The organism is Microbacterium sp. M4A5_1d (assembly GCF_053345465.1).
Window position 1 is genome coordinate 79,463 of sequence record NZ_JBKFAD010000003.1, and the last position, 23,684, is coordinate 103,146.

Here is a 23,684-nt window from a genome sequence, read left to right on the forward strand (position 1 = left end):
AGGGAAGCACAGAAGCACAAAAGCGAGAAGGCGCACTCAGAGCAACGCTCGCACGTTTTTGGCTTCAAATTTTTGACGGCGACCGTTGTACGACGGGTCGAAAGCCAGCAGGTTACCTGCTTCGAGCCCCGCCCACATCCGGCGATCCTCGAGTTCATTGAGATGGAAGAAGTAGAGGTGCTCGCCGCTTCGCGCGAACCCAAACTGCTTGCCCGCAGGAATAGTCTCAACGATTCCCGTGATCCGCCCGCCCGCACGGATTGCGTGGACAGTATTTGATCGACAGGTCACTGCCATCCCTTGCGCCCTCCGCGAGATGTACCCCTCGCTCGTCGTAGCCTCTGCGACCCGCTCACAAAGTCCAGCCAAGTGGGAAAACCAGTCGTCAAACTCCTCGGTCCGGCTCTCCGAGGGAAGCTCGGCCGTCGCCTCGAGGCAGGCTTCTACCAGTTCCAGCGCGTCCGAGAACCGCCCCGCCGCCAGTGAGCGCTCGCCGCCGAACGTGGCAGATCGCAAAAGCAGCTCGACCAGCTGGAACCCCTGCTTGGGGCTTGGTTGCTTCTTCGCGGCGGCCGTGGCTGAGCCGACCGCGAGCAGGTATGAGCCCTCGTAGAAGTGCGACAGCCCGATACGGAGGAAAATTTCACAACTGTCTGGATCGAGGCGAGCGGCCTCCTCAAAATGCGCGCGCGCGGTCCCGATTTCGATACCTTCCGAGTCCAGGAAGGCCGCTAGATGAAAAAGGGCTAGAGGCTTCGACGCGTCGTCCGCAAGCTCGACGGCCTGCTCAAAGGCAAGCCGTGCGGCGGCGTGGTCACGCCGCAATGCATGCACATACCCCTCCACGCGGCGAGTCTCGTAGAACCCAGGCGAGAGCTGGTGAGCTTCCGTGCAAGCGGAAAGCGCGCGGTCGAGGTTGCCACCCTTGGTTTCGCGAATTGCCCTAAGGAGGAGTCGAGCCGCGGGCGCGTTGTGTAGCTCACGAATCTCGACCGTTCTCGGGTCGAATCGCCGATCTCGTTGCGCGCTGCCACGCTGGAGCCTGTTGCTCAGTTGCATGAGCTGTTCGCTCTTGGCCAATACTCTCGCGCGAACCTTCTCGGACACGGGGTTCTGCTTCGTCAGGTAGTCTCGCGCGAAGTCGCCCACTTCGTAACCAGCGTCGCTGTCAATCCCCGAGACGTAGGTCATCGATACGAAGTTGCTGCGCATGAGGTCGAGGACGAATGCTTGTATTTGTGTCGCGCTGACCTCGTTGATAAACGCCAGCTCGCCCTGATAGCGCACGCCTCGAAGCACTTGCATGCTTTGGAGAACTCGGCGCGCGCCACCTCCCAACTTTTCGTAGACGTTCGACATGCAGAAGTCGAGCAGGAGCCGACTCGAGGCGACCATGTCCGATGGGCGGCGGCCAGCCTGAACGCCTGATACGACCCATTTGATGTACAGTGGGTGCCCCTTCAACTTCTCGACCAGAGAGGATCGGCCGGCTTCGTCGAGCTCTTTGAGCATCTTCACGTTGCGGCCATGGGCCAAGGACATCAGCAAAGATCGACTCTCTTCGGCACTCAGCGGGTCGAGCTTGACGTCGTTCTCCTTGAAGACGCCGATCCGGCTGGTCATGAGAACCTTCGAGCCATTCGGAATCTCACGCAGGAATTCCCGCAGACGCTCGTCGGTCACGGTTTCCAGGTTGTCCAAGATGAGGAGAACTTTGAACGTAGCCATGTACTCCAACAGGTCTTCTGTCGGGTCGCTTCCGCCCGCTACGCCGAGCTGTGATGCAGCCTCGGAGAACATACCGAGACTATCCTGAATGGCGTTACTGATACGCTCGATCTCCGTCACGGTGAGTTGCTGACTTTTGGCCGTCACCCAGACGATCGCCTCAAAATCAGCCTTCGGGTCGTCCAGCAGATCATAAGCGACTTTGAGTGCTATGGCACTCTTACCAAGCCCCCCATCCCCAAGAATCGAGATAGCCGGCCACGAACCGAGCACGTAGCGCTTGATCTTGCGCAGATCATTCGACCTCCCGAGAAAACCCGTCTCGTCGAAGTCAGGCATCGGGAGATTGTGGAACGGCTCATTGACTGGATCTGCGGGCAAATTGACACGCAGGCCAAGAACGGATGAAGGGTCATCATTGATCTGCGCCAGCATCTCCTGCGTAGCTCGCCAGTGGTCAGGAGCAGCAGTAACTAATTGCTGAGCTATATCGATCGTGCGAGGGAGGTCCTGTATCTCGAGAGGACGCGTGTGCGCAACGCGATTCCGGGTCTGCGTAAAGAGGCCAATCTGCGGCGACACCCCTGTAAGTGAGTCGCGCAGGTCGCTCGCCAGCAGGGACTTGTGGGACAAGAGCAACTCATGGGTATCGGCGAAATCCAGGTAGTCCACAATTGCAGGGTGGCCTTTCGCAGCTGATCCACGATCATGCGCGAGACGCGCTTCCGCCTTCTGAACAACCGCAGGTGGCAGCATCGCGCCGTGAACCACCCGCAGTTCCTGGACCGAAGCGCGCGAGTCGAGCTCGATCGACGAGATGAGTGCGAAACAGGTCAATCGAGTGGCGTTGAACACGTAAGGCCTTTCTTGATGCGGTCTCCCTTGCGCATTCAACCACCTGCGGGGCCGAACCAGGCGCACCCCGCCGGGCAAGCCCCCCGCGCCCTTCCCTCGAAGGGCAAGCTTGTCCGCACGACTACGGAATCAAGAGCCACGTCCGTTCCGCGAGGTCGGCTTCGAGGCCGTTCGGCTACGGTAGCGATACGAACCCGAGGAAGGAGTACGCGCAGCGTGGACGGCACGAGTGACGTGACCCTCCGATCCGGGTCACACGACCACCTCCGACACCACGAGGCAGGTGAGGCGCTCCGAAGGATCGCTTCGTCGGCCGCGGAGCCGTCGAGAGTTCTGATCGCGGACGCACTCACCTACCGCGTGCCTGAACTGGCCGCGCTGGCGGGGGTTCCGCAGGATCCTCGGTGGCATCCAGAGGGCGACGTGCTCACCCACTCACTCCTCGCAATGGATGCAGCAGCAAAGCTATGGAGCGCGCGTCGCGGGTCGACAGCTCGTCGCGGATCAACAGCGCGCCGCGGGATAGTCGTCCTTGCAGCGCTATTCCATGACGTCGGGAAACCCGACACGACACGGATAGGTGTGCCTTCCGTGGCCTCGCCTGGACACGCCGAGCTTGGAGAACGAATCACGCTGCGCGCGGGCATCCGCCTTGGGTGGCCGGTCGAGGAGGTACGAGCCGTTGCCGCTCTTGTCCGCCATCACATGGCGCCCCTCTCGGTCGAGGGCGACCCCACACCGAAGGCAGTCATGCGACTCCAGAGGCGGCTTGCCGCTGCGGGAACATCACTCGAAGAGTGGTCGATCGTAGTTAACGCGGACGGCTCCTCTCGCGGAGTCGCTTCAGACCCAAGTCGTGCTGACTCGTGGTTGCGTGTTCACTCCAGGGCCTCATAGTTTGCCCTCGCGTCCGGCTTGTAGGCAACGACGAGCACGAGCGTAGTTCGATCGCGCACATCCTCGAGCGTTCTGAAGTAGTTGTGAATCGCCACGGATCGCGGAGGCTCCGCACCGCTTGCGCTCCGGTCGCGCCAGCGAGGCAGCGCCAGTACGTCGACGACAACCGTGAACGTTCTGGAAGGAGGCGCGTTGGTGGTAGGCCTCGACGCTGTGGCTGTCAGGCGCCGCGTGGCCATTCCGATCCGCGCGCGCGACGTCGTAGTCTCGCCTCATGCAGGAACGCGCCCCCGATGGCCCAAGCAGCCACTGTCGCACCACCTATCTGTTGGGTGCCGGATTCTCTAGGGCTGTCTCCCAATCTATGCCCCTACTTAACGAACTGGGCCGCCGGGTGCACGAGGCAGATGCTGTTCTTGAAGAGCGTGTAGCTCGTCATGAGATCGAAGATTTCGAAACTTGGATGTCGCTCGTCGCGAAAGGCGAGCCTTATCGGAGCCGGGCCGAAAATCACGAATCGCTCGGTTTGTATTTCCGCGCCGTGCGGCAGGTCGGGCGAGTGCTCCAAGATGAGGTCGGTATCGCGACAAGCGGGGACCTACCTGTTTGGCTTCAACGCCTGGTCCAGATCTGGCACGCAACCAAGGCGCCGGTTGCGACCTTCAACTACGACACGCTCACGGAGATCGCCGCCAGGAGAGGGAGTCTTTATGACCCAACCGAGAGGCTCGTCCTCCCCTGGCCGACCGTCATAAACTTCGCGCCGAGCGGGAATGACAGGTCGATGGGCGAGGAGAGCCGCAACGTCGCCTGGTCATCGTTTCAGCTGCTCAAGTTGCACGGTTCGATTAACTGGTTCTGGGTGCCGGAAGACTCGAGTGGCGCAACACTCGAACGTGTTCCGCTTTTCGATGCGGCGATCGAGAATGAGCGGAACTTCGACGTGTCCCGTTGGCTACCGGGCCGTGAGCCGTACATCGTTCCGCCTGTGGCGAGCAAGTCCTTGTTCTACGGTGGTCCTGTCACAACCCACCTGTGGCAAGCAGCCAGCGCAGCCCTCAGGGAGAGCGATGAACTTGTCGTCATCGGGTACTCCATGCCAGCCACCGACCTATCAACACTCGGGCTGTTACGCGAGTCTCTGCGCGGTAAGCAGAATCTGAAGGTTGTTGTGTGCGATATAGAGCCGAATCGAGTTGTCGAGCGAATCACAAGCCTTCTATCACCCGACATGGAACTGGACGTGACTACCTTCGCAGGCCTAGATGCGGTCGCATCCTTCGTCGACGATAGATGGGCCGCGATGCGGAGTAGGGTAATTGACACGCTTCGCGCGCGACTCGTTGCTGCTGCAGAACTGCCAGTTTCGCTTAATGGCGATGGGCAGCAAGTTCGGCAGATCAATTCGCTCACTCGGTCTGGCGATTCCTTGACACTGCATGCTTCCAACAGTTTTCATGCGACTATGTGGCGGGAAGAATCAGACATCAATCCCGAAGAGAGGGTGGGCCCGTCCTACTTCGTTGAAGCGCGGGAAGTCGCGGCGGCACTGAGCGGTTGCGTCGAGGTGCAAGCTGAAAGCCAATCGCGGCGAGCGGAGGTCTGGGGTGGCCGGGAATCGTCTTTTGGCATCCGACGCTGGTTCGATCTGTATGCGAATCTCTCTTAATCGCCCACCTAGGTGATGGCCGCCGTGGCGTCGCGGTAGCGCACCTCCACGGACTGGGTACGCTTTACATCCCCGGGTCACAACCGCGAGCACGCGCCTCGCGGAGGTGATTACGGCCCGTAAGAGAACCGACCAGCGTGGCTCTTATCGCCAGACCCAAACCGAATCGAGGCGTCAGTAACGGTGCTTTACCTGTTCGCGCTTTCCCCTGAAGCTCTGCCGCCAACCTCCGTGAGTCTCTCGGTGATCCCGGGAATTGCCTGACTTCCCGAGAGGCGCGTTCGTGGCTGAGAGGCATGCCATGTCACGCCGAGAAGAAGGGCTGTTTCCGTGAAAGACGATGGAACTCGGAGGGCGCCCTCACCGTGAGCATTACCATCGAGCACCGCGATGCACGAGCCGGGCGCGATGCTTGGCGAAACAGCCGGTCGAAGGTAACCGCGTGGTGCCCCTGGAGGGATTCGAACCCCCGACCCGCTCCTTAGGACGGAGTGGCTCTTCCACTGAGCTACAGAGGCAAGGCACCCCAAGTCTAGACGGCCGCGGGCCGCGGCATCCCGTCCCTCCGCAACCCCAGCGCACCCCGCCCTATGCTGACCAACGTGACCCGAGACGCCCCAGCCGCTGCGCCAGCGCGCAGGCCGCTGCGGACGGCGCTCGGACTCCTCGCCGCGTTCGTGCTCTTCTTCGCCACCATGGCCACGTGGATCGGCAGGCTCATCGCGTTCCACGCGCTCGGTATCCCGATGCAGGGCGACGAGTGGCTCGGCTGGGTGCTCGCGGGGCTCATCGCCCTCGCGGTGTGGCCACTCGCGGGACGGCGAGCACATCGCGAGTTCTGGGCTCACCAGCACCACGGCGCCATTCCGCCGAGAGCGTCCGTGACGGCACCGGATCGCGCTCTCCGCATCCTCGTCATGGTCGTCGGCGCGGCGGGCTCGTCGCGCTGTGCGGGCCGCGCAACATCACCCTTGCGCTGGCCGAGGCGTGGCAGATCATCGCTCCGGGCGGACGGTCATCTAGTGCGCTCCTGCAGCTGATCGGTCTGCTGCTGTGCTTCGTGCTGATGGTTCCGCCGATGCTCATCACACAGCGGAGCCTCCGCCGCACCCCGCCCGATCATCCGGATCGCCTGGGCCTCGAGCTCCGCCAGAACTGGTACGTGTCGGCAGCGACCGCGTGGGTCTGCTGCCTGCTGCTCGGGCTGATCGTGAGCTTCGTTCTCGCCAGAACCCTCTGACGCGGTAGTCGCCCGCCGACCTTCAGAATCCCCTGGGAGTCACCGCTCACGTTTGCGTTCGGCTCTGATTCTCGGAATCGTGGCGGGCTCCGCAGCAATCCACGGAAGGAGAGCTTCATGCTCACGCTCACCGAGAACGCCGCCACCGCGGTGAAGAACCTCACCGCCCAGATCCCCGCCGAGACCGGCGGTATCCGTATCAGCGACTCCGGCTCCCCCGAAACCGGCTTCGCCCTCTCCCTCGCCGAGGCCCCGCACAGCGAGGATGCCGTCGTCGAAGCCGATGGTGCACGCATCTTCGTCGACCCGGCCGCGGCCCTTGCGCTGGATGACCGCGTGCTCGACGCGCAGGTCGACGGCGAGGGCGCGATCAGCTTCGCGCTCGGCGTCCGGGGCTGACACCCCGACAGACTTCGAGAGCCCCGGCACCCGCATCCTCAGCGCGGAAGCCGGGGCTCTCGTCTGTCCGGCCGACAGCAAAGTGAGTCCAGGATGCGACGCGCATTCATCGCCGGCGACAAGCGAAATTTGAGCATCGCCCGCCGTCGGGCATATTAGAGGGGTCTCATCTGAAAGGCCCAACGACGTGACCGATCGCACCTCTTCCCCGCCCGCATCGTGGTATCCCGACCCGGGTGGAATATACGAGAGCCGCTACTGGGACGGCGCTACCTGGACCGACCACATCGTGATCAATGGGGTTCAAACGCGCGAGCAGGTCCGCGAAACACCCGAAAGCGCCGCTGCCACGCTCGGCCAGCCCACGACACGGCGCGCGGCCCGTGAATTGACGGTCAGCGAGTCCGTAAGCGATGACATGCCCGCTGCGGGCGGGCAGGTCGGCGCACCCATCCTTGATGAAGCTGCGCCCACCATCGCCCAACAGCCGAGCGCGCCTCTCGCCCCGCAGGAACTGTCGCCAGCTCGGTCGACACCGCCGCAGAAGGTGCCGTTCTTCGGTGCCCGCAAGTTCGCTCAGGACCTCCAAGCAGAGAATGCCCGCCTCGAGGAACTCATCGCTCGCTACGGCCTTCGCGAGCTTGCCGACTTGGACGCGGCGAAAGTGAGCATTCAGGCGGAGACCGCGCGGGCAGAAGCGGATCTTGACCGCGCTCGTTCCGGTGCCTTCGCGGCCCACCAGGAGAAGGCATCGGTAGCCGCCCAGGTCATCGACCTCCGCAATCAGATCGAACTGCAGGAGTTCGGACTCTTCGATTTCGAGCATCCCGCGGAAAGCTCAGTAGCGCTAGCGACGGAACTTGAGTCCGTGCGCAGCGAGATCAAGAGCAAGATTAGAGCTGGTGGGGCCACGCAGGCCACGCAGAACTTCACGTTCAACAACAGCGCCGCCAAGGGACGAAAGTTCGTCGCCGACATGTCGAAGCTTCTTCTGCGGGCCTACAACGCCGAGGCTGAGAACTGCGTCAAGACGGTTCGAGCAGGCAACCTCGATGCGGCACGCAAACGCCTTTCGACAGTCGTCGATCAGGTCGAGCGTCTCGGCAAGATGATCGATCTGCGCATCACTCCCGGGTACCACCGGCTTCGGCTGCGCGAGCTCGAACTTGCGAGCCGTCATCTCCAGGCGGTCCAGGCCGAGAAGGAGCTCGAGCGCGCACGACGCGAGGAACTGCGGGAGCAGAAGAAGGCTGAGCAGGAGCTCGCGCGAGAGAAAGAGCGGCTGCAGAAGGAGCGCTCGCATTACGCGAACGCGCTCGCGACCCTGGAAGCGAAGGGTGACCTCGAAGGGGCACAGCGCATTCGCGAGAAGCTCGACGATGTTGAGAACGCGATCGAGAACGTTGACTACCGCGCGGCGAACATCCGAGCCGGTTACGTATACGTGATCAGCAACATCGGTGCTTTTGGCCCCGATGTCGTGAAGATCGGACTCACACGACGGCTCGACCCCATGGACCGGGTGAACGAGCTCGGAGACGCGTCCGTGCCGTTCCGATTCGACGTGCACGCGCTGTTCTTCGCCGATGACGCTGTTGCGATCGAGTCCATGCTGCACCAGCAGTTCGCTGAGCAACGGCTGAACAAGGTGAACCTGCGGCGGGAGTACTTCCGCGTGACGCCCGAAGACGTACTCAACGCGCTGAATGAGCATCACGTCGAGGTCCTCGAGTACACCCTGGACCCGGTTGCAGCCGAGTATCGGAGCTCCATCGCCGTCGTCTGAGACCCCGTCGATAGGGTCGAAGGGATGGAAGCTGAGATCATCCCCCGCATCGTCCTCTTCGTCACGATGGCCGGCTCGGGTGCGCTGCTCATCTGGATGGCGCGGGCCGCGGCATCCGGAAAGCTGAGGCGGAACTCGCTCGCCGGCATCCGCACACCCAGCACCATGGCCAGCGACGAAGCCTGGCTTGCTGCCCACGAACGTTCGAAGGGGGCGACTCTGCTCACCGGCTACCTGGCGGTCGCGATCGGCGTGGTATCTCTCATACCGATGCCGCCGGCAGCGCTCGGGATCATGGTGCTCGTGGGCGCCGCGCTCATGGTCATCGTGATGATGTGGGGAACCCGAGCCGGCACCAAAGCGGCGCTGGCGGCAACCGAGGCAGCACGATGACAACATCCCCCGTCAAGATCGACCTGTACGACGATGTCGTCTTGCGGTCGCTCCGCACGGAGGATGCTGCGGCACTCGCCGAGGCGTACCGCGTGAACTCCGAGCATCTCGCACCTTTCGAGCCCCTCCGCCCGGCGAATTTCACCACCGAGGCAGGTCAGCGCACCGAGATCGCTGCCCTCCTCGCGAGCCGCGAGGCCGGTACGGCGCTCCCCCTCGTCCCCGCCGACGCATCGCGGATCATCGGGCGGATCACCCTCTCGGGCATCACCCGCGGAGCTTTTCAGAGCGGCAACCTCGGTTACTGGATCGACCAGAGCTACGCAGGTCGCGGCCTCATGACCGCGGCGGTCAACGAGGTCTCACGCCTCGCGGCGGACGACCTGCAACTGCACCGCATCCAGGCCGGCACGCTCGTCGACAACGTCGCCTCGCAAACCGTGCTCAGAAAGTGCGGCTTCATCGAATTCGGGCTCGCACCCGAGTACCTGCTGATCGCCGGGCGCTGGCAGGACCACCGGCTATTCCAGAGGATTCTCGCGCGATAACCCGCGGGCGACCGCGCAAATACGGCAGGATGGGCCCGCACCATTCTCGTGAGTCGAACCACCCACTGGAGGATCCTGTGACCTACGCCGCCGCTCCGCAAGCTCCCGCTTCCGTGCCCACTCCCCTGTCACAGCCTCTTTACGGCGCCTCGTTCGGCGAGGCGTTCACCCGCTTCTGGCGGAAGTACGCGACCTTCTCGGGGCGCGCGAGCCGGAGCGAGTTCTGGTGGTTCTACCTCGCGCACGCGCTCATCGTGACGGCGATCTTCGCGTTCATGATCGTCGGTGCGTTCGCCGGGATGACGACCGATCCCGTCACGGGACGGGACCAGCCCGGGCCGCTCATCGGCGTGGGTGCGTTCCTGTTGGTGCTCTGGCAGCTCGCAACCTTCATCCCGATGATCGCCCTGTCGTGGCGCCGGCTGCACGATGCCAACCTGGCCGGTCCGTTCTGGTTCCTCGGATTCGTGTTCCCCATCGGCGGCGTCGTCGTCCTCGTGCTCTGCGCACTGCCGAGCAACCCCGCCGGGGCACGCTTCGACAAGTAACCGCGGTCGCCCCGTAAACCGAGGCCCGCAGAAAACTGCTCGCCGTCACTCCCCGCGATCGGCGAGCCAGTACAGCGCCCCGTCGGCCGTGCGCTCGAGCACCCCGGTGTCGACGGCGTGGCGGCGGAAGAACGCGGCATCCGTCACGAACATGCTCAGCCGCTCGTTGAGCGCCGGCTCGCTCACCGGTTCGCCCGCGGTGACGAGCCGGCGGGCCACCGCCGCCACGGCGGAGTCGAGCTCGTCGAGCGCGAGGTCACCGGCGCAGATCCGCGGCCCCTGCAGAACGGCGAGCGCGGCGAGCTGAGCGTCGAGCGCGGCGAGCGCGTCATCCAGAAAGCTGTCGCTCAGGCGCACGCCGTCATCCGTTCGCTCGGCGATGCCGCTCCGGACGAACGCCTCCGACTCTCCATCGACGGATGCCGACGGCGTCGACCCGATCAGATCGGTGAAGGCGCCCCGCAGCCGCGGACTCCGAAGCATCATGACGAGGGAGCGAACCGGACGCAGCGACGAAGCGGACATCCCTCGATCCTCACCGAGCCACACGCGCGTAGCAAGACGACGGCGACGCTAAAGCGCATGTAGACCCAGGTACTGGTCGCCCAGACAAGTCCGAACCGCAGTCCGATGTGGCATGTCGCGCCCCTTCGTAGCGTCGATGGGGACGAAAGGTGACACATGATCCGTGTTCAATCGCTCTCGAAACGGTATGGCCAGAAGGTCGCGGTCGACGGCCTCGACTTCGCGGTCGAGCCGGGCCGGGTGACGGGATTCCTCGGCCCGAACGGCGCCGGCAAGTCGACCACCATGCGCATGATCGTGGGGCTCGACAAGCCGACATCCGGCACGGCCGAGGTCAACGGTCGCGCGTACCGCGACCTGCCCGCGCCACTGCGCGAGGTCGGGGTGCTGCTCGACGCCCGCGCCGCGCACAAGCGCCGCACCGCGTACAAGCACCTGCTCGCGATTGCCGCGACCCACCGCATCCGCGCCCCGCGCGTGCGCGAGGTGATGGAGCGCACCGGTATCGACTCGGTAGCGAACAAGCGCGTCGGCGGCTTCTCGCTGGGCATGGGCCAGCGGCTCGGTATCGCCGCAGCGCTCCTGGGTGACCCGCAGACGATCATCCTCGACGAGCCCATCAACGGACTCGACCCCGACGGCATCCTGTGGATCCGACGCCTGCTGCGCGAACTCGCCGCCGAGGGCCGCACGGTGCTGCTCTCGTCGCACGTCATGAGCGAGATGGCCCAGACCGCCGACCACCTGATCGTCATCGGTCGCGGCGCGATCATCGCCGACGGGCCGATGCGCGATGTCATCGCGGGAGCGACTCAGCCGGTCGTCCGGGTGCGCACGCACGACAGCGAGCGGCTCGTGGCGGCGGTCGCACGCTCGGGAGTGACAGTCATCACGCGCGAAGACGGCGCGCTCGACATCACCGACCTGACCACCGAAGAGGTCGCGCGCATCGCCGGGGCCGCGGGCGTCGTGCTCTACGAGGTGGCATCGGTGTCGGGCTCGCTCGAAGACGCCTACCTCGCCCTCACCGCGCAGGCCACCGAATACCCGTCGGCACCGAGCCAGAACGAGAAGGACAACTGATGGCCCTCACCACCAAGCCCCACCGCGCCGACGCCCGCACTCAGCGCCCGCCGTTCACCGCCGTGGTGCACTCCGAGTGGATCAAGGTCGTGAGCCTGCCGTCATCCGTCCTCGCACTGGTCGGCATCCTGGCGGTGGGAATCGGCGGGAGCCTGTTCCTCGGCCTGACCCTCGAATCATCCGGCGTGCCCTCGGTTCCATCCATCGAGCGCACCATGGCCGACGTCACGGTACCGATGGTCGTGCTCGGGCAGATCATCGCCGGTATCTTCGGCGTCATGACGATCGGCGCCGAATACTCCTCTGGTGCCATGCAGACGACCCTCACGGCGGTGCCGCATCGGATGCGGATGCTGACGGCCAAGACCCTCGTCACCTTCACGACCGTCACCGCCGTCGCCCTCGTCACCGTGTTCGGTGCGTGGGCGGTGACGAACCCGATCTACGACGGCTTCGGTCTGGGCGCTCCCCTCACCGCACCCGGGGTGTTGCTCGCCCTCGTCGGCTCGGCTGTCTACCTCGGCTTCTGCGCAATGTTCGGACTCGGCGTGACGACTCTCGTCCGCTCGACGACCACCGGATCGATCATCGTCTTCGCCGCGACGCTGCTGCTACCCGTACTCAGCTCGCTGCTGCCGTTCGGGCTCCTCTCTCGCGTCATCCGCCTCGGCCTGCTCGGCAACGCCGGTGACGCCATGGGCCGGGTGGGAATCGAAGGCGGACCTTTCCTCGACCTCTGGAGCGGACACATGAGCGTCGGAGCCGGCTGGCTGATCGCGGCCGTCTGGGCGGGTGCAGCAATCGTGATCGGCGCGGTGGCGCTGCGGACGAGGGACGCGTGAGCCCGTCCCCAGGGCGACGGGACGTGGCTGATGCCGTCATCCTCGTCTCCTACCTGATCGTCGCGGTGTTCCTTGGGTATCTGTCCGTCGAATCGACGATCGCCACTCCCCTGTGGCCGATGCTGCTGCTGGCGCTTGCCGGGGTGGCGGATGTCGTGGCCTCACGGCGGCATCCGGCAATCGGTTTCGGAGTCGCCGTCGCCCTGATGCTCGTCTCCTTCGCCGTCGGTACGGGGGCCGAAGCCCTCCTCGTGGTGGTCGCGCTCTACCGCGCCGGTCTCGACGAGGCACGCCGCGCGTGGCTCTGGTTCGGGTGGGCGACCGCGGGAGCGCTCGCGGCTTCACTGGCACTCGCGGTGCGGGTGCGCGTCGGTCCGCCGCTCCTCGGCCTGGCACCCCGGGAGGATGCCGCCGCCTGGGCGACCGACTGGGCGAGCATCGCCGTCGTCGTGATCGCCGCGAGCCTCATCGCGACCCTGCTCGGCATCAACGCGGGGCACGGCCGGCGGCAGGCCGCAGCGCTCGCCGAGCGGGCGGAGCACCTGCGGCGCGAGCGCGATCAGGAGGCGAGCATCGCGGCCGCGGCCGAGCGCGAACGTATCGCCCGCGAGATGCACGACGTCATCGCGCACAGCCTCGCGGTGATGGTCGCGCTCGCCGACGGCGCGCAGGCCTCGGTCGATCAGCGGCCCGACGAAGCGCACCGCGCCATCGGTCGGGTGAGCGAGACCGGGCGGCGGACCCTCGGCGAGGTGCGGCGGCTGCTGACCGCGGTGCGCGGCGAGCGCGATGCGCCGCTGGCGACGGAGGCACCCCGGGTGGAGCAAATCCCGGCGCTCGTCGAGGAGTTCCGGTCGGCCGGCATCCCGGTGCGCCTGGAGCAGACCGGAACCGTGACCGAGGGCGCGGCCGTGAGCCTGACGATCTACCGCATCGTGCAGGAGGCGCTGACGAACGTCCTGCGGCACGGACGTGACGTGCGCGACGTGCTCGTGCGGCTGGTGTTCGAGCGCTCCGAGGTGACGATCCTGGTGAAGGACGTGTCGGCGCCGGCAGCCACGCCCACCTCTCCGGGGCGCGGGCTCGTCGGTATCCGGGAACGGGCCGCCTTCTACGATGGCTCGGTGGAGGCGGGACCGGTCGCCGGCGGCGGCTGGCGGGTTCTCGTCCGCCTCTCGACGGAGGAACGATGACGCAGCCCGCCGCGCCCGAGGCCCGTACGGCGGTGCTGCTCGTCGACGATCAGGAACTGATCCGGTACGGCTTGCGCCTCGTGCTCGAGGCTCAGCCCGACCTGGTCGTGGTGGGTGAGGCATCCGATGGCGCCGAAGCCGTGCAGGCAGCGCAGCGGCTGCGTCCCGACGTCGTGCTCATGGACGTCCGGATGCCGGGACTCGATGGCATCGAGGCCACCCGCCGGCTGACCGCGGCTCTGCCCGAGACGCGGATCATCGTGCTGACGACGTACGACCTCGACGAGTTCGCGTTCGGCGCGCTGCGGGCGGGCGCGGCCGGCTTCCTGCTGAAGAACACCCGCCCCGACGAGCTCGTCGCCGCGGTGCGGGCCGTGACGGCGGGTGATGCCGTCGTGTCGCCCCGGATCACCGCGAAGCTGATCGATGCGGCGATGCCGCATCTCTCGGGCACCGGCCGGCCGGCATCCCCCGAGGCACTCTCGGCGCTGTCGCCGCGCGAGCGCGACGTGTTCCGCCACGTCGGGCAGGGGCTGACCAACGCCGAGATCGCTGCGGCGCTGCACCTGAGCGAATCGACCGTGAAGGCGCACTTCGGCCGCATCCTGGTGAAGCTCGACCTCGCGAACCGCGTACAGGCTGTGATCCTCGCCTACGAGCTCGGAGTGGTCAGCGTCGACCGCTGAGCCTGTTTGCGGCACGGCTGCGGCGGCGTGGCTCGCCCGGGCTGGCGCTTCGTCTGGCACTTCGCGCCCCCTCGGGTCGGGGGTGGGGGCCACAGCTGCCAAGTGAACCGCGTGAGCCGATGCATACTGACCTCGTGAGGATCGCGATCGCCGGCAGCACCGGCACCGTCGGCAAGCTCGTCCACAGCATCGCCACCGAACGCGGACACGACGTCGTCGCGCTCGCGCGCAGCAAGGGTCAGGACCTCGAGCATGCCTCGCTCCCGCCTTCGGTGCTGGACGGTGTCGACACGATCGTCGACGTCAGCGGCATCCAGACGCTCTCGCGGCATCGCTCGCGCCGGTTCTTCGAGAGTGTGTCGGCCAACCTGCAGCAGGCGGGAACGGCCGCAGGCGTGAGACACCTCGTCGCGCTCTCGATCGTCGGAATCGACGGGGTGGATGCCGCGTACTACGGCGGCAAACTCGCGCACGAGCGGGCGGTGCAGCGCGGGGCGCTCCCCCACACGCTGCTCCGCGCTGCGCAGTTCCACGAGTTCGCCGAGCAGACGCTCGTCCGCGGCAAGATGGGCCCGATCACGGTCGTACCGGCCGCCCGGGTACGCCCCGTCGCGGCAGAGGAGGTCGCCGAGCACCTCGTCACGCTCGCGGAGGGCGAGCCGGTGGGCCGCGCGCGCGACCTGACCGGGCCTCGCGACGAGCTGCTCATCGACATGGTGCGAGCGCTGCTCGATGCCCGCGGCATCCGCCGCACCACGGTCGAGATGCGCCTGCCGGGATCGTTCGGTCGCGCGATCTCGTCGGGGCGCCTGCGCGGGCACGCGCACGCCGAACGCGGCACCGTCACATTCGCGGAGTGGCTCGCGAGCCAGACCTGAGAGGCGCGCCGCCGAGGCGGGGGAACTCATAAAGCACAAGAACTGTTGCGCAATGGTTCTTGCGCATCTAGCGTAGCGGGTATGACCTCCGCCGACAGCTCCGCTTCTCGACTCGAAACCGCTGCCGCCATGCGCGTGCTGGCGCACCCGACCCGGCTGCGGCTCCTCGGCATCCTGCGCGAGAACGGCCCGCAGACGGCGGCTCAGCTCGGCGAAATCGTCGACGAAGCGCCGGGCACGATCAGCTACCACCTGAGCAAACTCGCCTCGATCGATCTCATCGAGCCCGCCGAGCCGCGCAGCGCCGATCAGCGCGAGCGCTGGTGGCAGGCCGCCGCTGCCGAGACGACGTGGGAACCGGCGGAACACCTCGATGACCCGGCCCAACGGGCTGCCTCATCGGCGCTGGAGAAGTCGATCGCGCAGATCTACGCCGCCCGCTACAGCGAGTACGTCGACGCGATGCCGACCCTCCCGGCCGAGTGGGTGGCCGCCGGGGCGACCGGCGACCGCACGATGCGCCTCACGCTCGACGAGCTGACCGCGATGCGCTCCGAGCTCGAATCGCTGATGCACCGGTGGCAGGAAGCGAGCGCGCGACACGACGACGCAGACGAGACCACCGCACCGGTCGCCCTCGTCTACCAGGCCTACCGCCGGCCATGACCACGACCGACTCCCCTGTCCGTTCGGCCGATGCGACGCACCGGCGCGCAGCATCCCGCGCCCTCTACGCCCTGCTGTCGGCGCACGCGATCTCGCAGACGGGTAACGTCATCACGGCCTTCGCCATCCCCTTCTACGTCCTGGCCACGGGCGGCTCGGGCGTCGAGATCGGGCTGGCCGCGTTCGCCGCGACCGCGCCCGTCATCGTGGGAGGCGTGTTCGGCGGGGTGGTCATCGACCGCATCGGCGGCCGTCGCACCGCGATCGTCGCCGACATCGTCAGCGGTGTGACGGTTCTCGCGATCCCCGCGCTCGCGCTCACGGTGGGCCTGCCCTTCTGGGCTCTGCTGGCACTCGTCTTCACGAGCGGCGTGCTCGACGCTCCCGGCCAGATCGCCCGCCGCGTGATGCTGCCCGAGCTCACGGAGGCGGCGCACGTCAGGCTCGAGCGGAGCGTCGGACTCCTCGACGGCTCGGAGCGCCTCTCCAAGCTCATCGGCGCGTCCGTCGCCGGCGCGCTCGTCGCTCTCCTCGGACCAATGGCAGCGCTCGTCACGAACGCTGCCGCGTTTCTCATCTCGGCTGCGATCACCCGCCTGATGGTCCCCGCGACGACAGTGCGAATGACCGCCGTCGGCGACACGGATGCCGCAGCCCGGCGCTCGTACTGGCGCGAGCTGCGCGACGGGTTCCGGTTCGTCGTGCGTGATCCGCTCATGCGGCTCATCGTCGGCATGGTGCTCATCACCAACCTGCTCGATGCGGCCCGCAGCGCCTCGCTGATGCCTCTCTACGCGAACGCCGAGCTCGGCGGCGCCGGAGCCCTCGCCGTCATCGTCGCTGTCATGGGCGGGTGCGCGCTCATGGGCAACATCGCGTTCGGCTTCATCGCGCACCGGATGCCGCGGCGCGTGACCTTCGCGCTGTGCTTCCTCGTCGCCGGCGGCCCGTCCAGCGCGGTGTTCGCCCTCGGCGCGCCGTTCCCGGTGCTCGTCGCTGCCGCCGGCGTCTCGGGGCTCGCGGCCGGCGCGTTGAACCCGATCCTCGGCGCGGTGCAGCTCGAGCGCGTCCCGGCGCCCATGCGCGGTCGCGTCTTCGGCCTGCTCAACGCCGGCACGTGGGCAGGGGTCCCGCTCGGCGCGCTGCTCGGCGGCATCGCCGCCGATGGCCTCGGTCTCTTCGCATCGTTCGGCATCGTCGCGATCGTCTACACCGTGGTCACGACGGCACCCCTCACGGGCGGAGCCTGGCGGCTGATGGAACGGCGACCGAACGAACAGGCGGCACTCTAGGCCCCTGCGCCACGTCTCGCACGTCGTTCCCTATCCGGCATCCGCTCGTGTTGACTGCCGGGATGAGCAACTGGGCCGAGACCGTCATGTTGTGGCACGTGTACCCGCTGGGGTTCACGGGAGCACCGATCCGGCCGGACGGCGCCGACGACGACGGCCAGTCGGATGCCGGCGCCGCAGACCAGCCCGTCGAGCACCGACTGAACCGCATCGAGGCCTGGCTCGATCACGTCGTCGAGCTCGGCCTCAACGGCCTGCTCCTCGGCCCGGTCTTCCCCTCGAGCACGCACGGATACGACACCGTCGACTACTTCCGCATCGATGCCCGGCTCGGTGATGACGGCGACATCGATCGTCTGATCGCGGCCGCCCACGACCGCGGCATCCGCGTGCTGTTCGACGGTGTCTTCAACCATGTGGGGCGCGAGCATCCGGCATTCGAAGCTCTCGAGGAACGGGGCCCGGAAGCCGACACCGCCGACCTCTTCCGCGTGCGGTGGGACGGCTGGCAGCCCGGCGAGCCGGTCGACGCCGACGTCTTCGAGGGGCACGACGCCCTGGTCACGCTGAACCACGACTCCCCCGCCGTCGCGGATCTCGTCGTCGAGGTGATGACCCACTGGCTGGGCCGCGGCATCGACGGCTGGCGCCTGGATGCTGCCTACGCTGTGCCGTCCGCCTTCTGGGCGAGAGTGCTGCCGCGGGTTCGCGCCGAGTACCCCGAGGCATGGTTCCTCGGCGAGGTCATCCACGGCGACGCCGCCCGCATCGTCGAGGAGTCGACGATCGACTCGCTGACGCAATACGAGCTGTGGCAGGGCATCTGGCACGGCATCGCCGACCGCAACCTCTTCGAGCTGAAGCACGCGATCGAGCGGAACAACGAGCTCCTATCGGTCTTCGCTCCGCAGACCTTCGTCGGCAACCACGACGTCACGCGGATCGCCTCGGCGATCGGCCCCGACCTGGTGCCGCACGCGCTGGCGGTGCTGTTCACCGTGGCGGGGGTGCCGTCGGTGTATGCGGGCGACGAGTACGGCTACGAGGCGGTGAAGGAGGAACGACTCGGCGGCGACGACGCGGTGCGCCCCGAGTTCCCCGATGCGCCGCCCGCCCCCGAGTCGCTGCCCGAGACCGCGCAGCACATCCTCCGCACCCATCAGCAGCTCATCGCCGTGCGCCGGCAGCATCCCTGGTTGCATCGCGCCCACACCGACGTCATCCACATCGACAACACCGCGATGGTGCTGCGGACCGCGACCGGAACGGATGCCGTCGTCACAGCGCTCAACGTCGGCGACGCGCCGGTGTCCGTGCCGGTGGCCGATGCGACGCGGGTGCTCGCCGGATCGCTGGCCGACGACATCGACAGGCACGCCGGCGAGGCATCCCTTCCCCCGCGCGGCTGGGCAGTGCTATCGGCTACCCCCGCCTGACCCGCGACCCGACCCAGATGGCGGTTCTCCCCCACGCGTGACGACAATTCGCGTCGGCTCGCATCGGGTCGTCAGCGGAAGTCTCGTGACTGGTGCCTCACCCCCACTCGCAGGTCTTCGAAGGCGTCGGCGAGGATGTTCACGACCCCCTCGTTCGACCGTTCGAGGATGCCGCGGACGATGAGCGCCGGGCTGTCGCGCACCACCCGCCGGTAGCGGTGCCACATGCCCGTCGAGCAGATGACGTTCATCAGCCCGTGCTCGTCCTCGAGGTTGAGGAACGTGATGCCGGATGCCGTCGCCGGGCGCTGCCGGTGGGTGACGAGCCCGGCGATCTCGACACGGCGCCCCGACTCGTGCTGTCGCAGATCGTTCGCGGTGAGCACGCCGCGCGCGTCGAGCTGGGAACGGTAGTGGGTCATCGGATGGTCATCGGGTGAGATGCCCGTGGCCCACAGGTCGGAGGCCAGCACGTCGTAACTCGACTGGTCGGTGAACAACGGCGGCTGCACGGCGATGAGCGAATCGGGCAGGTACTCGATGCGGTCCTGCGCGGCCGATCCCGCCAGCCAGATCGCCTCACGACGGGTGTGTCCGAAGCACTCCAGCGCTCCCGCGGTGGCGAGCGCTTCGAGCTGCGTCGTGTCGGCACCGGTGCGGCGCACCAGGTCGCGCATGTCGCGATAGGGGCCGGATGCCTCGCGCTCGGTGACGATCCGCTCGGCGAACCTCTTGCCGATGCCGGTGACGGCGGCGAGCCCGAGCCGCACCGCGAATGCACCGTCGCGGCGATGCGCCGCCGACTCGTCGGGGGCGTTGATGTCGAAGACCGGCACGGGAGGCTGCTCGCCGAGGCAGCTCTCCTGCCCCGTCGGCCCCAACTGCTCCGCCTCACCCGACACGGATTCGAGCACGGCCTCGGCTCCCGAGAGCTGCAGGTCGGGGCGCCGCACCTCGACTCCGTGACGGCGGGCGTCGGCCGCCAGTGTCGCCGGCGAGTAGAAGCCCATCGGCTGAGCCCGCAGCAGCCCCGCGAGGAACGCCGCCGGGTAGTGCAGCTTGATCCACGAGCTGGCGTAGACGAGCAGCCCGAACGACAGCGAATGGCTCTCGGCGAAGCCGAAGTTCGCGAACGCCTGGATCTTCGCGTAGATGTCGTCGGCGGCATCCCCCACCAGGCCGTTCTCGGCCATGCCCTCGTAGAGCTTCTGCTTGAGCGAGTCGATGCGCTCGATGCCGCGCTTGGAGCCCATCGCACGACGCAGCAGGTCGGCATCCTCGCCCGAGAGTCCGCCGATGACCATGCCCATCTGCATGAGCTGCTCCTGGAAGACCGGCACCCCGAGCGTGCGTTCGAGCACGGGCTTGAGCTTCTCGTGCGGATACGTCGTTTTCTCGTATCCGAGCTTGCGGCGCACGTACGGGTGCACGGCACCGCCCTGGATGGGCCCCGGCCGGATGAGCGCGATCTCGATGACGAGGTCATAGAACCGTCGCGGCTGCAGGCGCGGCAGCAGTCCCATCTGCGCGCGGGACTCGACCTGGAACACCCCGATCGAGTCGGCCCGGCACAGCATGTCGTAGACGGCGGCCTCTTCCTTCGGCAGCGTCGAGAGCTCGAACCTCTCCCCCGTCGCTCCCTCGATGAGGTCGAAGCAGTACTGCAGCGCGGCGAGCATCCCGAGGCCCAGCAGGTCGAACTTCACCAGGCCCATCCAGGCGGCGTCGTCTTTGTCCCACTGGATGACGGTGCGGTCCTGCATCCGGGCGTGCTCGATCGGCACGACCTCGCCGACGGGACGATCGGTCAGCACCATGCCGCCCGAGTGGATGCCCAGGTGCCGGGGTGCCTTCAGCAGCTCGGCGGCGTAGCTGAGCACCCGCTCGGGGATGTCGTGGTCGGGACCGGTGTCGAGCGTGGCCCCCCAGCGTTCGACCTGCTTCGACCAGGCGTCCTGCTGTCCCGGGGAGTGCCCGAGCGCCTTCGCCATGTCGCGCACGGCGTTCTTGGGCCGGTACTGGATGACGTTCGCCACCTGCGCCGCCCGCTCGCGCCCGTAGGTGGCGTAGACCCACTGGATGATCTCCTCGCGCCGGTCGGAGTCGAAGTCGACGTCGATGTCGGGTTCCTCCTCGCGGAGGGCCGAGAGGAAGCGCTCGAACGGCAGCCGGTAGTAGATGGAGTCGATCGCGGTGATGTCGAGCAGGTAGCAGACGGCACTGTTGGCCGCCGATCCCCGCCCCTGGCACAGGATGCCGCGACGCCGCGCCTCTTGCACGATGCCGTGGACGATGAGGAAGTAGCCCGGAAAGTCCTTCTGCTCGATGACCGCGAGCTCTCGCTCGATGCGGTCGCGGTCTTCGGCCGGAAGGTTCGGGTACTTGCGCGGCACGGCCTCCCACACGAGGTGCCGCAACCACGACATCGGCGTGTGCCCCTCGGGAACGGGAAGCTTCGGCAGGGCGGGCTTGGCCCGGCGCAGCGGGAAAGCGAGCTCGTCGGCAAGCTCGACGGTGCGCGCCACGGCTCCGGGGAACCGGCGGAAGCGCCGCGTCATCTCGGCTCCCGACCGCAGGTGCGCCCCGGCGTGGGACGGTAGCCACCCGTCGAGCTCGTCGAGACCGCGGTTGGCCCGGACCGCCGCGATCGCGGCAGCGAGGTGGGCGCGATCGGGTACGGCGTAGTGCACGTTGTTCGTCGCGAGGATCGGCAGGCCGCGCTCACGCGCGAGGCCGGCGAGGATGTCGTTGTGCCGCGAGTCCAGCGGCTCACCGTGATCCATCAGCTCGACCTCGACGGCGTCGCGCCCGAACCGGTCGACCAGGGCGTCGAGCTCGGCGGCGGCAGCATCCGGTCCGCGCTCGATGAGCGCCCGGCGCACAGCGCCCTTGCGGCATCCGGTGAGGATGCTCCATTCGCCTCCGGCGATGTCGGCCAGATCGTCGAGCCGGTACCGGGGCTTGCCCTTCTCCGCTCCCGCGAGCTGGCCCTGCGTGAGCGCCCGCGCCAGCCGGTGGTACCCCTCTTCGCCGCGGGCGAGGATGAGCAGATGCTCGCCCGGCGGGTCGGCCTCGTTGCGCGCGGCGCCGACGCGCTGCGGCAGATCGAGCGACAGCTCCGCCCCGAACACGGTCTTCACGGCGAGCTGCTCGGCGGCCTCGGCGAAACGGACGATGCCGTAGAACCCGTCATGGTCGGTGACGGCGAGAGCGTGCAACCCCAGCCGTTCGGCCTCTTCGGCCAGCTCTTCGGGCGATGAGGCCCCGTCGAGGAACGAGTACGACGTGTGCGCGTGCAGCTCGGCGTACGGCACCGCGTCCTCGGGACGCTCGATCCTCGGCGCGGAGTACTTGCCCCGCTTGCGCGACCACGCGGGGCTGTCGCCACCGTCCGCACCCGGCGGCGCGCTCGGCGCCCGGTTACCGCTGAGCAGCCGCTCCATCTCGGACCACGGCACCGAGGGGTTGTTGAAGCCCATCAGTCGTACCGCCCCTCGACCGACCATTCGCCGCCGTCGCACACCAGCAGCCACGCGGTCTGGGTGGCATCGACCATCTGGAAGCGGTGGGCATGGCGCGCTCGCGCGGCATCCCACGCCCGCTCGATCACCGGCCACGGCCCCGCCCACGAGCGGATGCCGCGCGACCCGGTCGACGACACCAGGGCGGCCGGGATCGCCGTCAGCTCGCCCCGCCCGTCGACGGCCACCATGTCGCCCTCCCGATCGACGACAGCCAGCGGCAGCGCCCGCTCGAAGACCGTCGCGGGCAGCGGATCGGGCAGGCTCCCCGGCCAGGGCCGTTCGCGCGAGCTCGTCACCGGGCGGTCACCCCACGGCACGAGCACCTGCCGCTCGGCGAGCCAGCGGCCACCGCCCACGACCGGGGTCACGACGCCCGTGTGGCCGAGCATCGCCTGCACCCGCGACAGGGCGTGGTGCACCCGCTGCTCGGGACCGGAGCCGAACAGCGACACGGCGTGATGGGATGCCGCATCCACCGCTTCGGGCTCGATCTTGACCCGAGCGACACCGCTGGTGAGCTTGCCGCTCTCGGCCAGCTGCCAGCGCACCCGGTCGACGACGGCGGCGGCGTCGAAGGTGCCGGGGTGGAGCCAGACACGGTTGCTCGTCTCGCCCCGGTCGCCGGTGAGGATGACCCGCAGCTCGGTGCACACGAGATCGACCGCGCCGAGTCCGGAGATGAACTCCTCGGCCGCGACCCTCATGCCGAACGCGACCTGGTCGGCGAGGTCGAGCGGAGGCTCGAACGAGACCTCGCGGTGCAGCTCGGGCGGCGGAGTGCGCGGGACCACCGGGCGTGAATCGGCGCCGGAGGCGAGGCCGTGCAAGCGCGCGCCGCGGGGGCCGAAGCGTTCGACCAGTCGTTCGGGCTCGATCGCGGCGAGGTCGCCGAGGGTCTGCACGCCGAGCCGGGCGAAGAGGTCGACGGAGTCGTCGTCGAGCACCGCGATCGTCAACGGTGCGAGGAACTCCGCCGAGCGCCCGGCTTCGACCACCCGGATGGGCCGGTCGGGGCGGGTGCTCATCCGCGCGGCCTGCTGCGCCGTGAAGGGTCCGTCGGCGACACCGGCCCGCACGTCGAGGTCGCCCTCGGCGACCGCGGCCAGCAGCGCGCCGGCGGCCTCGGTCTCACCGCCATAGAAACGCGCGGGGCCGCGCACGCGCAGCGCGCAGAGCCCTGCCTCGAGCACCTGCACTCCCGGTGCCATCTCTTCGAGGCGCGCCACGATCGGCGCGAACTCCCGGTGATCGCGCACCGCATCCGCGTCGGCCACCTGCAGCGCGGGGCAGCGCGCCTGCGCGTCGCGGCGACGCTGCCCGCGTGCGACACCGTCGGCTCGCGCTGCCGCCGAACACGCGATGACCACGCCCTTCTCGAAGACCGCGATCGGCGCGTTCGGATCGCCGCCGCTTTCGCGCACGAACGCCACGACCGGCCAGTCGGGCACCCACACCACGAGGCTGCGTACCGGTGCCGTCGCCTCCTGCTCCCCCAC

Annotated in this window: 21 protein-coding genes and 1 tRNA gene; 17 read left to right on the forward strand and 5 right to left on the reverse strand. The window is 67.6% G+C overall.

The annotated features are described in order from the left end of the window. Positions 1 to 36 precede the first annotated feature (36 nt). Positions 37 to 2,583, reverse strand: a complete 2,547-nt coding sequence (locus ACLBWJ_RS12175; RefSeq protein ID WP_447660397.1) for an NB-ARC domain-containing protein — start codon at positions 2,581 to 2,583, stop codon at positions 37 to 39. A gap of 15 nt (positions 2,584 to 2,598) precedes the next feature. Between ACLBWJ_RS12175 and ACLBWJ_RS12180 the strand changes: the two genes are divergently transcribed. Together ACLBWJ_RS12180 and ACLBWJ_RS12185 are read left to right on the forward strand one after the other, a co-directional pair. Then, positions 2,599 to 3,480: an HD domain-containing protein gene (locus ACLBWJ_RS12180; RefSeq protein WP_447660398.1), complete on the forward strand. Its 882-nt coding sequence runs from the start codon at positions 2,599 to 2,601 to the stop codon at positions 3,478 to 3,480. A gap of 274 nt (positions 3,481 to 3,754) precedes the next feature. Continuing rightward, entirely contained in the window at positions 3,755 to 5,149 is a 1,395-nt protein-coding gene (locus ACLBWJ_RS12185) for a hypothetical protein (protein ID WP_447660399.1), read from the forward strand. 443 nt (positions 5,150 to 5,592) lie between these two features. Here the strand turns inward: ACLBWJ_RS12185 and ACLBWJ_RS12190 are convergent. After that, positions 5,593 to 5,667: transfer RNA gene (locus ACLBWJ_RS12190), tRNA-Arg, on the reverse strand. Between the two features lie 84 nt (positions 5,668 to 5,751). Here ACLBWJ_RS12190 and ACLBWJ_RS12195 point away from each other — a divergent pair. The 7 genes from ACLBWJ_RS12195 (at position 5,752) to ACLBWJ_RS12225 (ending at position 10,063) form a co-directional block, all read left to right on the forward strand. After that, positions 5,752 to 6,189 (forward strand): hypothetical protein, encoded by a 438-nt coding sequence (locus ACLBWJ_RS12195; protein WP_447660400.1) that lies wholly within the window; start codon positions 5,752 to 5,754, stop codon positions 6,187 to 6,189. Positions 6,190 to 6,227: 38 nt separating this feature from the next. Next, positions 6,228 to 6,389, forward strand: a complete 162-nt coding sequence (locus ACLBWJ_RS12200) for a hypothetical protein (RefSeq protein WP_447660401.1) — start codon at positions 6,228 to 6,230, stop codon at positions 6,387 to 6,389. Between the two features lie 117 nt (positions 6,390 to 6,506). Then, positions 6,507 to 6,788 (forward strand): HesB/IscA family protein, encoded by a 282-nt coding sequence (locus tag ACLBWJ_RS12205; RefSeq protein WP_023954731.1) that lies wholly within the window; start codon positions 6,507 to 6,509, stop codon positions 6,786 to 6,788. 187 nt (positions 6,789 to 6,975) lie between these two features. Then, on the forward strand, positions 6,976 to 8,574 hold the full coding sequence (locus tag ACLBWJ_RS12210; protein ID WP_274178620.1) for a DUF4041 domain-containing protein: 1,599 nt from the start codon (positions 6,976 to 6,978) through the stop codon (positions 8,572 to 8,574). A 24-nt stretch (positions 8,575 to 8,598) separates the two neighbouring features. Then, entirely contained in the window at positions 8,599 to 8,967 is a 369-nt protein-coding gene (locus ACLBWJ_RS12215; RefSeq protein ID WP_447660402.1) for an SdpI family protein, read from the forward strand. Next, positions 8,964 to 9,515, forward strand: a complete 552-nt coding sequence (locus ACLBWJ_RS12220; protein ID WP_447660403.1) for a GNAT family N-acetyltransferase — start codon at positions 8,964 to 8,966, stop codon at positions 9,513 to 9,515. Before ACLBWJ_RS12215 ends, ACLBWJ_RS12220 begins: the two co-directional genes overlap by 4 nt. Before the next feature lie 113 nt (positions 9,516 to 9,628). Beyond that, positions 9,629 to 10,063 (forward strand): DUF805 domain-containing protein, encoded by a 435-nt coding sequence (locus ACLBWJ_RS12225; RefSeq protein WP_447660404.1) that lies wholly within the window; start codon positions 9,629 to 9,631, stop codon positions 10,061 to 10,063. 45 nt (positions 10,064 to 10,108) lie between these two features. Here ACLBWJ_RS12225 and ACLBWJ_RS12230 read toward each other — a convergent pair whose 3' ends face one another. After that, entirely contained in the window at positions 10,109 to 10,588 is a 480-nt protein-coding gene (locus ACLBWJ_RS12230) for a DUF2087 domain-containing protein (RefSeq protein ID WP_447660405.1), read from the reverse strand. Between the two features lie 156 nt (positions 10,589 to 10,744). Here ACLBWJ_RS12230 and ACLBWJ_RS12235 point away from each other — a divergent pair, with 156 nt between their 5' ends. The 8 genes from ACLBWJ_RS12235 (at position 10,745) to ACLBWJ_RS12270 (ending at position 18,664) form a co-directional block, all read left to right on the forward strand. Continuing rightward, complete coding sequence (locus tag ACLBWJ_RS12235; protein WP_447660406.1) at positions 10,745 to 11,671, forward strand: ABC transporter ATP-binding protein; 927 nt, start codon at positions 10,745 to 10,747, stop codon at positions 11,669 to 11,671. Continuing rightward, positions 11,671 to 12,513: a hypothetical protein gene (locus ACLBWJ_RS12240; RefSeq protein WP_447660407.1), complete on the forward strand. Its 843-nt coding sequence runs from the start codon at positions 11,671 to 11,673 to the stop codon at positions 12,511 to 12,513. The genes ACLBWJ_RS12235 and ACLBWJ_RS12240 overlap by 1 nt, the downstream gene beginning before the upstream one ends. A gap of 23 nt (positions 12,514 to 12,536) precedes the next feature. Further along, positions 12,537 to 13,706 carry a sensor histidine kinase gene (locus ACLBWJ_RS12245; RefSeq protein WP_447660408.1) on the forward strand — a complete coding sequence of 390 codons (1,170 nt, stop codon included), beginning with the start codon at positions 12,537 to 12,539 and terminating at the stop codon, positions 13,704 to 13,706. Beyond that, a complete protein-coding gene (locus ACLBWJ_RS12250) occupies positions 13,703 to 14,392 on the forward strand; it encodes a response regulator (RefSeq protein WP_447660409.1) in 690 nt (229 codons plus the stop codon). Before ACLBWJ_RS12245 ends, ACLBWJ_RS12250 begins: the two co-directional genes overlap by 4 nt. Positions 14,393 to 14,526: 134 nt before the next feature. Beyond that, a complete protein-coding gene (locus ACLBWJ_RS12255; protein WP_447660410.1) occupies positions 14,527 to 15,270 on the forward strand; it encodes an SDR family oxidoreductase in 744 nt (247 codons plus the stop codon). Between the two features lie 81 nt (positions 15,271 to 15,351). After that, entirely contained in the window at positions 15,352 to 15,936 is a 585-nt protein-coding gene (locus ACLBWJ_RS12260; RefSeq protein ID WP_323986026.1) for a helix-turn-helix domain-containing protein, read from the forward strand. Further along, positions 15,933 to 17,228, forward strand: a complete 1,296-nt coding sequence (locus ACLBWJ_RS12265; protein WP_447660411.1) for an MFS transporter — start codon at positions 15,933 to 15,935, stop codon at positions 17,226 to 17,228. Before ACLBWJ_RS12260 ends, ACLBWJ_RS12265 begins: the two co-directional genes overlap by 4 nt. A 62-nt stretch (positions 17,229 to 17,290) precedes the next feature. Further along, positions 17,291 to 18,664 (forward strand): alpha-amylase family glycosyl hydrolase, encoded by a 1,374-nt coding sequence (locus ACLBWJ_RS12270; RefSeq protein ID WP_447660412.1) that lies wholly within the window; start codon positions 17,291 to 17,293, stop codon positions 18,662 to 18,664. A gap of 71 nt (positions 18,665 to 18,735) precedes the next feature. Here the strand turns inward: ACLBWJ_RS12270 and ACLBWJ_RS12275 are convergent, their stop codons facing one another. Both ACLBWJ_RS12275 and ACLBWJ_RS12280 read right to left on the reverse strand, forming a co-directional pair. Further along, complete coding sequence (locus ACLBWJ_RS12275; RefSeq protein ID WP_447660413.1) at positions 18,736 to 22,143, reverse strand: error-prone DNA polymerase; 3,408 nt, start codon at positions 22,141 to 22,143, stop codon at positions 18,736 to 18,738. Next, a complete protein-coding gene (locus tag ACLBWJ_RS12280) occupies positions 22,143 to 23,684 on the reverse strand; it encodes a DNA polymerase Y family protein (RefSeq protein WP_258524671.1) in 1,542 nt (513 codons plus the stop codon). Before ACLBWJ_RS12280 ends, ACLBWJ_RS12275 begins: the two co-directional genes overlap by 1 nt.

What these genes read in the sequence shown, in the direction of transcription:
- ACLBWJ_RS12180 (WP_447660398.1), top strand. Translation starts at nt 2,599, where the DNA reads ATGCGGTCTCCCTTGCGCATTCAACCACCTGCGGGGCCGAACCAGGCG.
- ACLBWJ_RS12185 (WP_447660399.1), top strand. Translation starts at nt 3,755, where the DNA reads ATGCAGGAACGCGCCCCCGATGGCCCAAGCAGCCACTGTCGCACCACC.
- ACLBWJ_RS12200 (WP_447660401.1), top strand. Translation starts at nt 6,228, where the DNA reads ATGCTCATCACACAGCGGAGCCTCCGCCGCACCCCGCCCGATCATCCG.
- ACLBWJ_RS12205 (WP_023954731.1), top strand. Translation starts at nt 6,507, where the DNA reads ATGCTCACGCTCACCGAGAACGCCGCCACCGCGGTGAAGAACCTCACC.
- ACLBWJ_RS12215 (WP_447660402.1), top strand. Translation starts at nt 8,599, where the DNA reads ATGGAAGCTGAGATCATCCCCCGCATCGTCCTCTTCGTCACGATGGCC.
- ACLBWJ_RS12220 (WP_447660403.1), top strand. Translation starts at nt 8,964, where the DNA reads ATGACAACATCCCCCGTCAAGATCGACCTGTACGACGATGTCGTCTTG.
- ACLBWJ_RS12230 (WP_447660405.1), bottom strand. Translation starts at nt 10,588, where the DNA reads ATGTCCGCTTCGTCGCTGCGTCCGGTTCGCTCCCTCGTCATGATGCTT.
- ACLBWJ_RS12235 (WP_447660406.1), top strand. Translation starts at nt 10,745, where the DNA reads ATGATCCGTGTTCAATCGCTCTCGAAACGGTATGGCCAGAAGGTCGCG.
- ACLBWJ_RS12240 (WP_447660407.1), top strand. Translation starts at nt 11,671, where the DNA reads ATGGCCCTCACCACCAAGCCCCACCGCGCCGACGCCCGCACTCAGCGC.
- ACLBWJ_RS12250 (WP_447660409.1), top strand. Translation starts at nt 13,703, where the DNA reads ATGACGCAGCCCGCCGCGCCCGAGGCCCGTACGGCGGTGCTGCTCGTC.
- ACLBWJ_RS12260 (WP_323986026.1), top strand. Translation starts at nt 15,352, where the DNA reads ATGACCTCCGCCGACAGCTCCGCTTCTCGACTCGAAACCGCTGCCGCC.
- ACLBWJ_RS12265 (WP_447660411.1), top strand. Translation starts at nt 15,933, where the DNA reads ATGACCACGACCGACTCCCCTGTCCGTTCGGCCGATGCGACGCACCGG.
- ACLBWJ_RS12270 (WP_447660412.1), top strand. Translation starts at nt 17,291, where the DNA reads ATGAGCAACTGGGCCGAGACCGTCATGTTGTGGCACGTGTACCCGCTG.
- ACLBWJ_RS12275 (WP_447660413.1), bottom strand. Translation starts at nt 22,143, where the DNA reads ATGGGCTTCAACAACCCCTCGGTGCCGTGGTCCGAGATGGAGCGGCTG.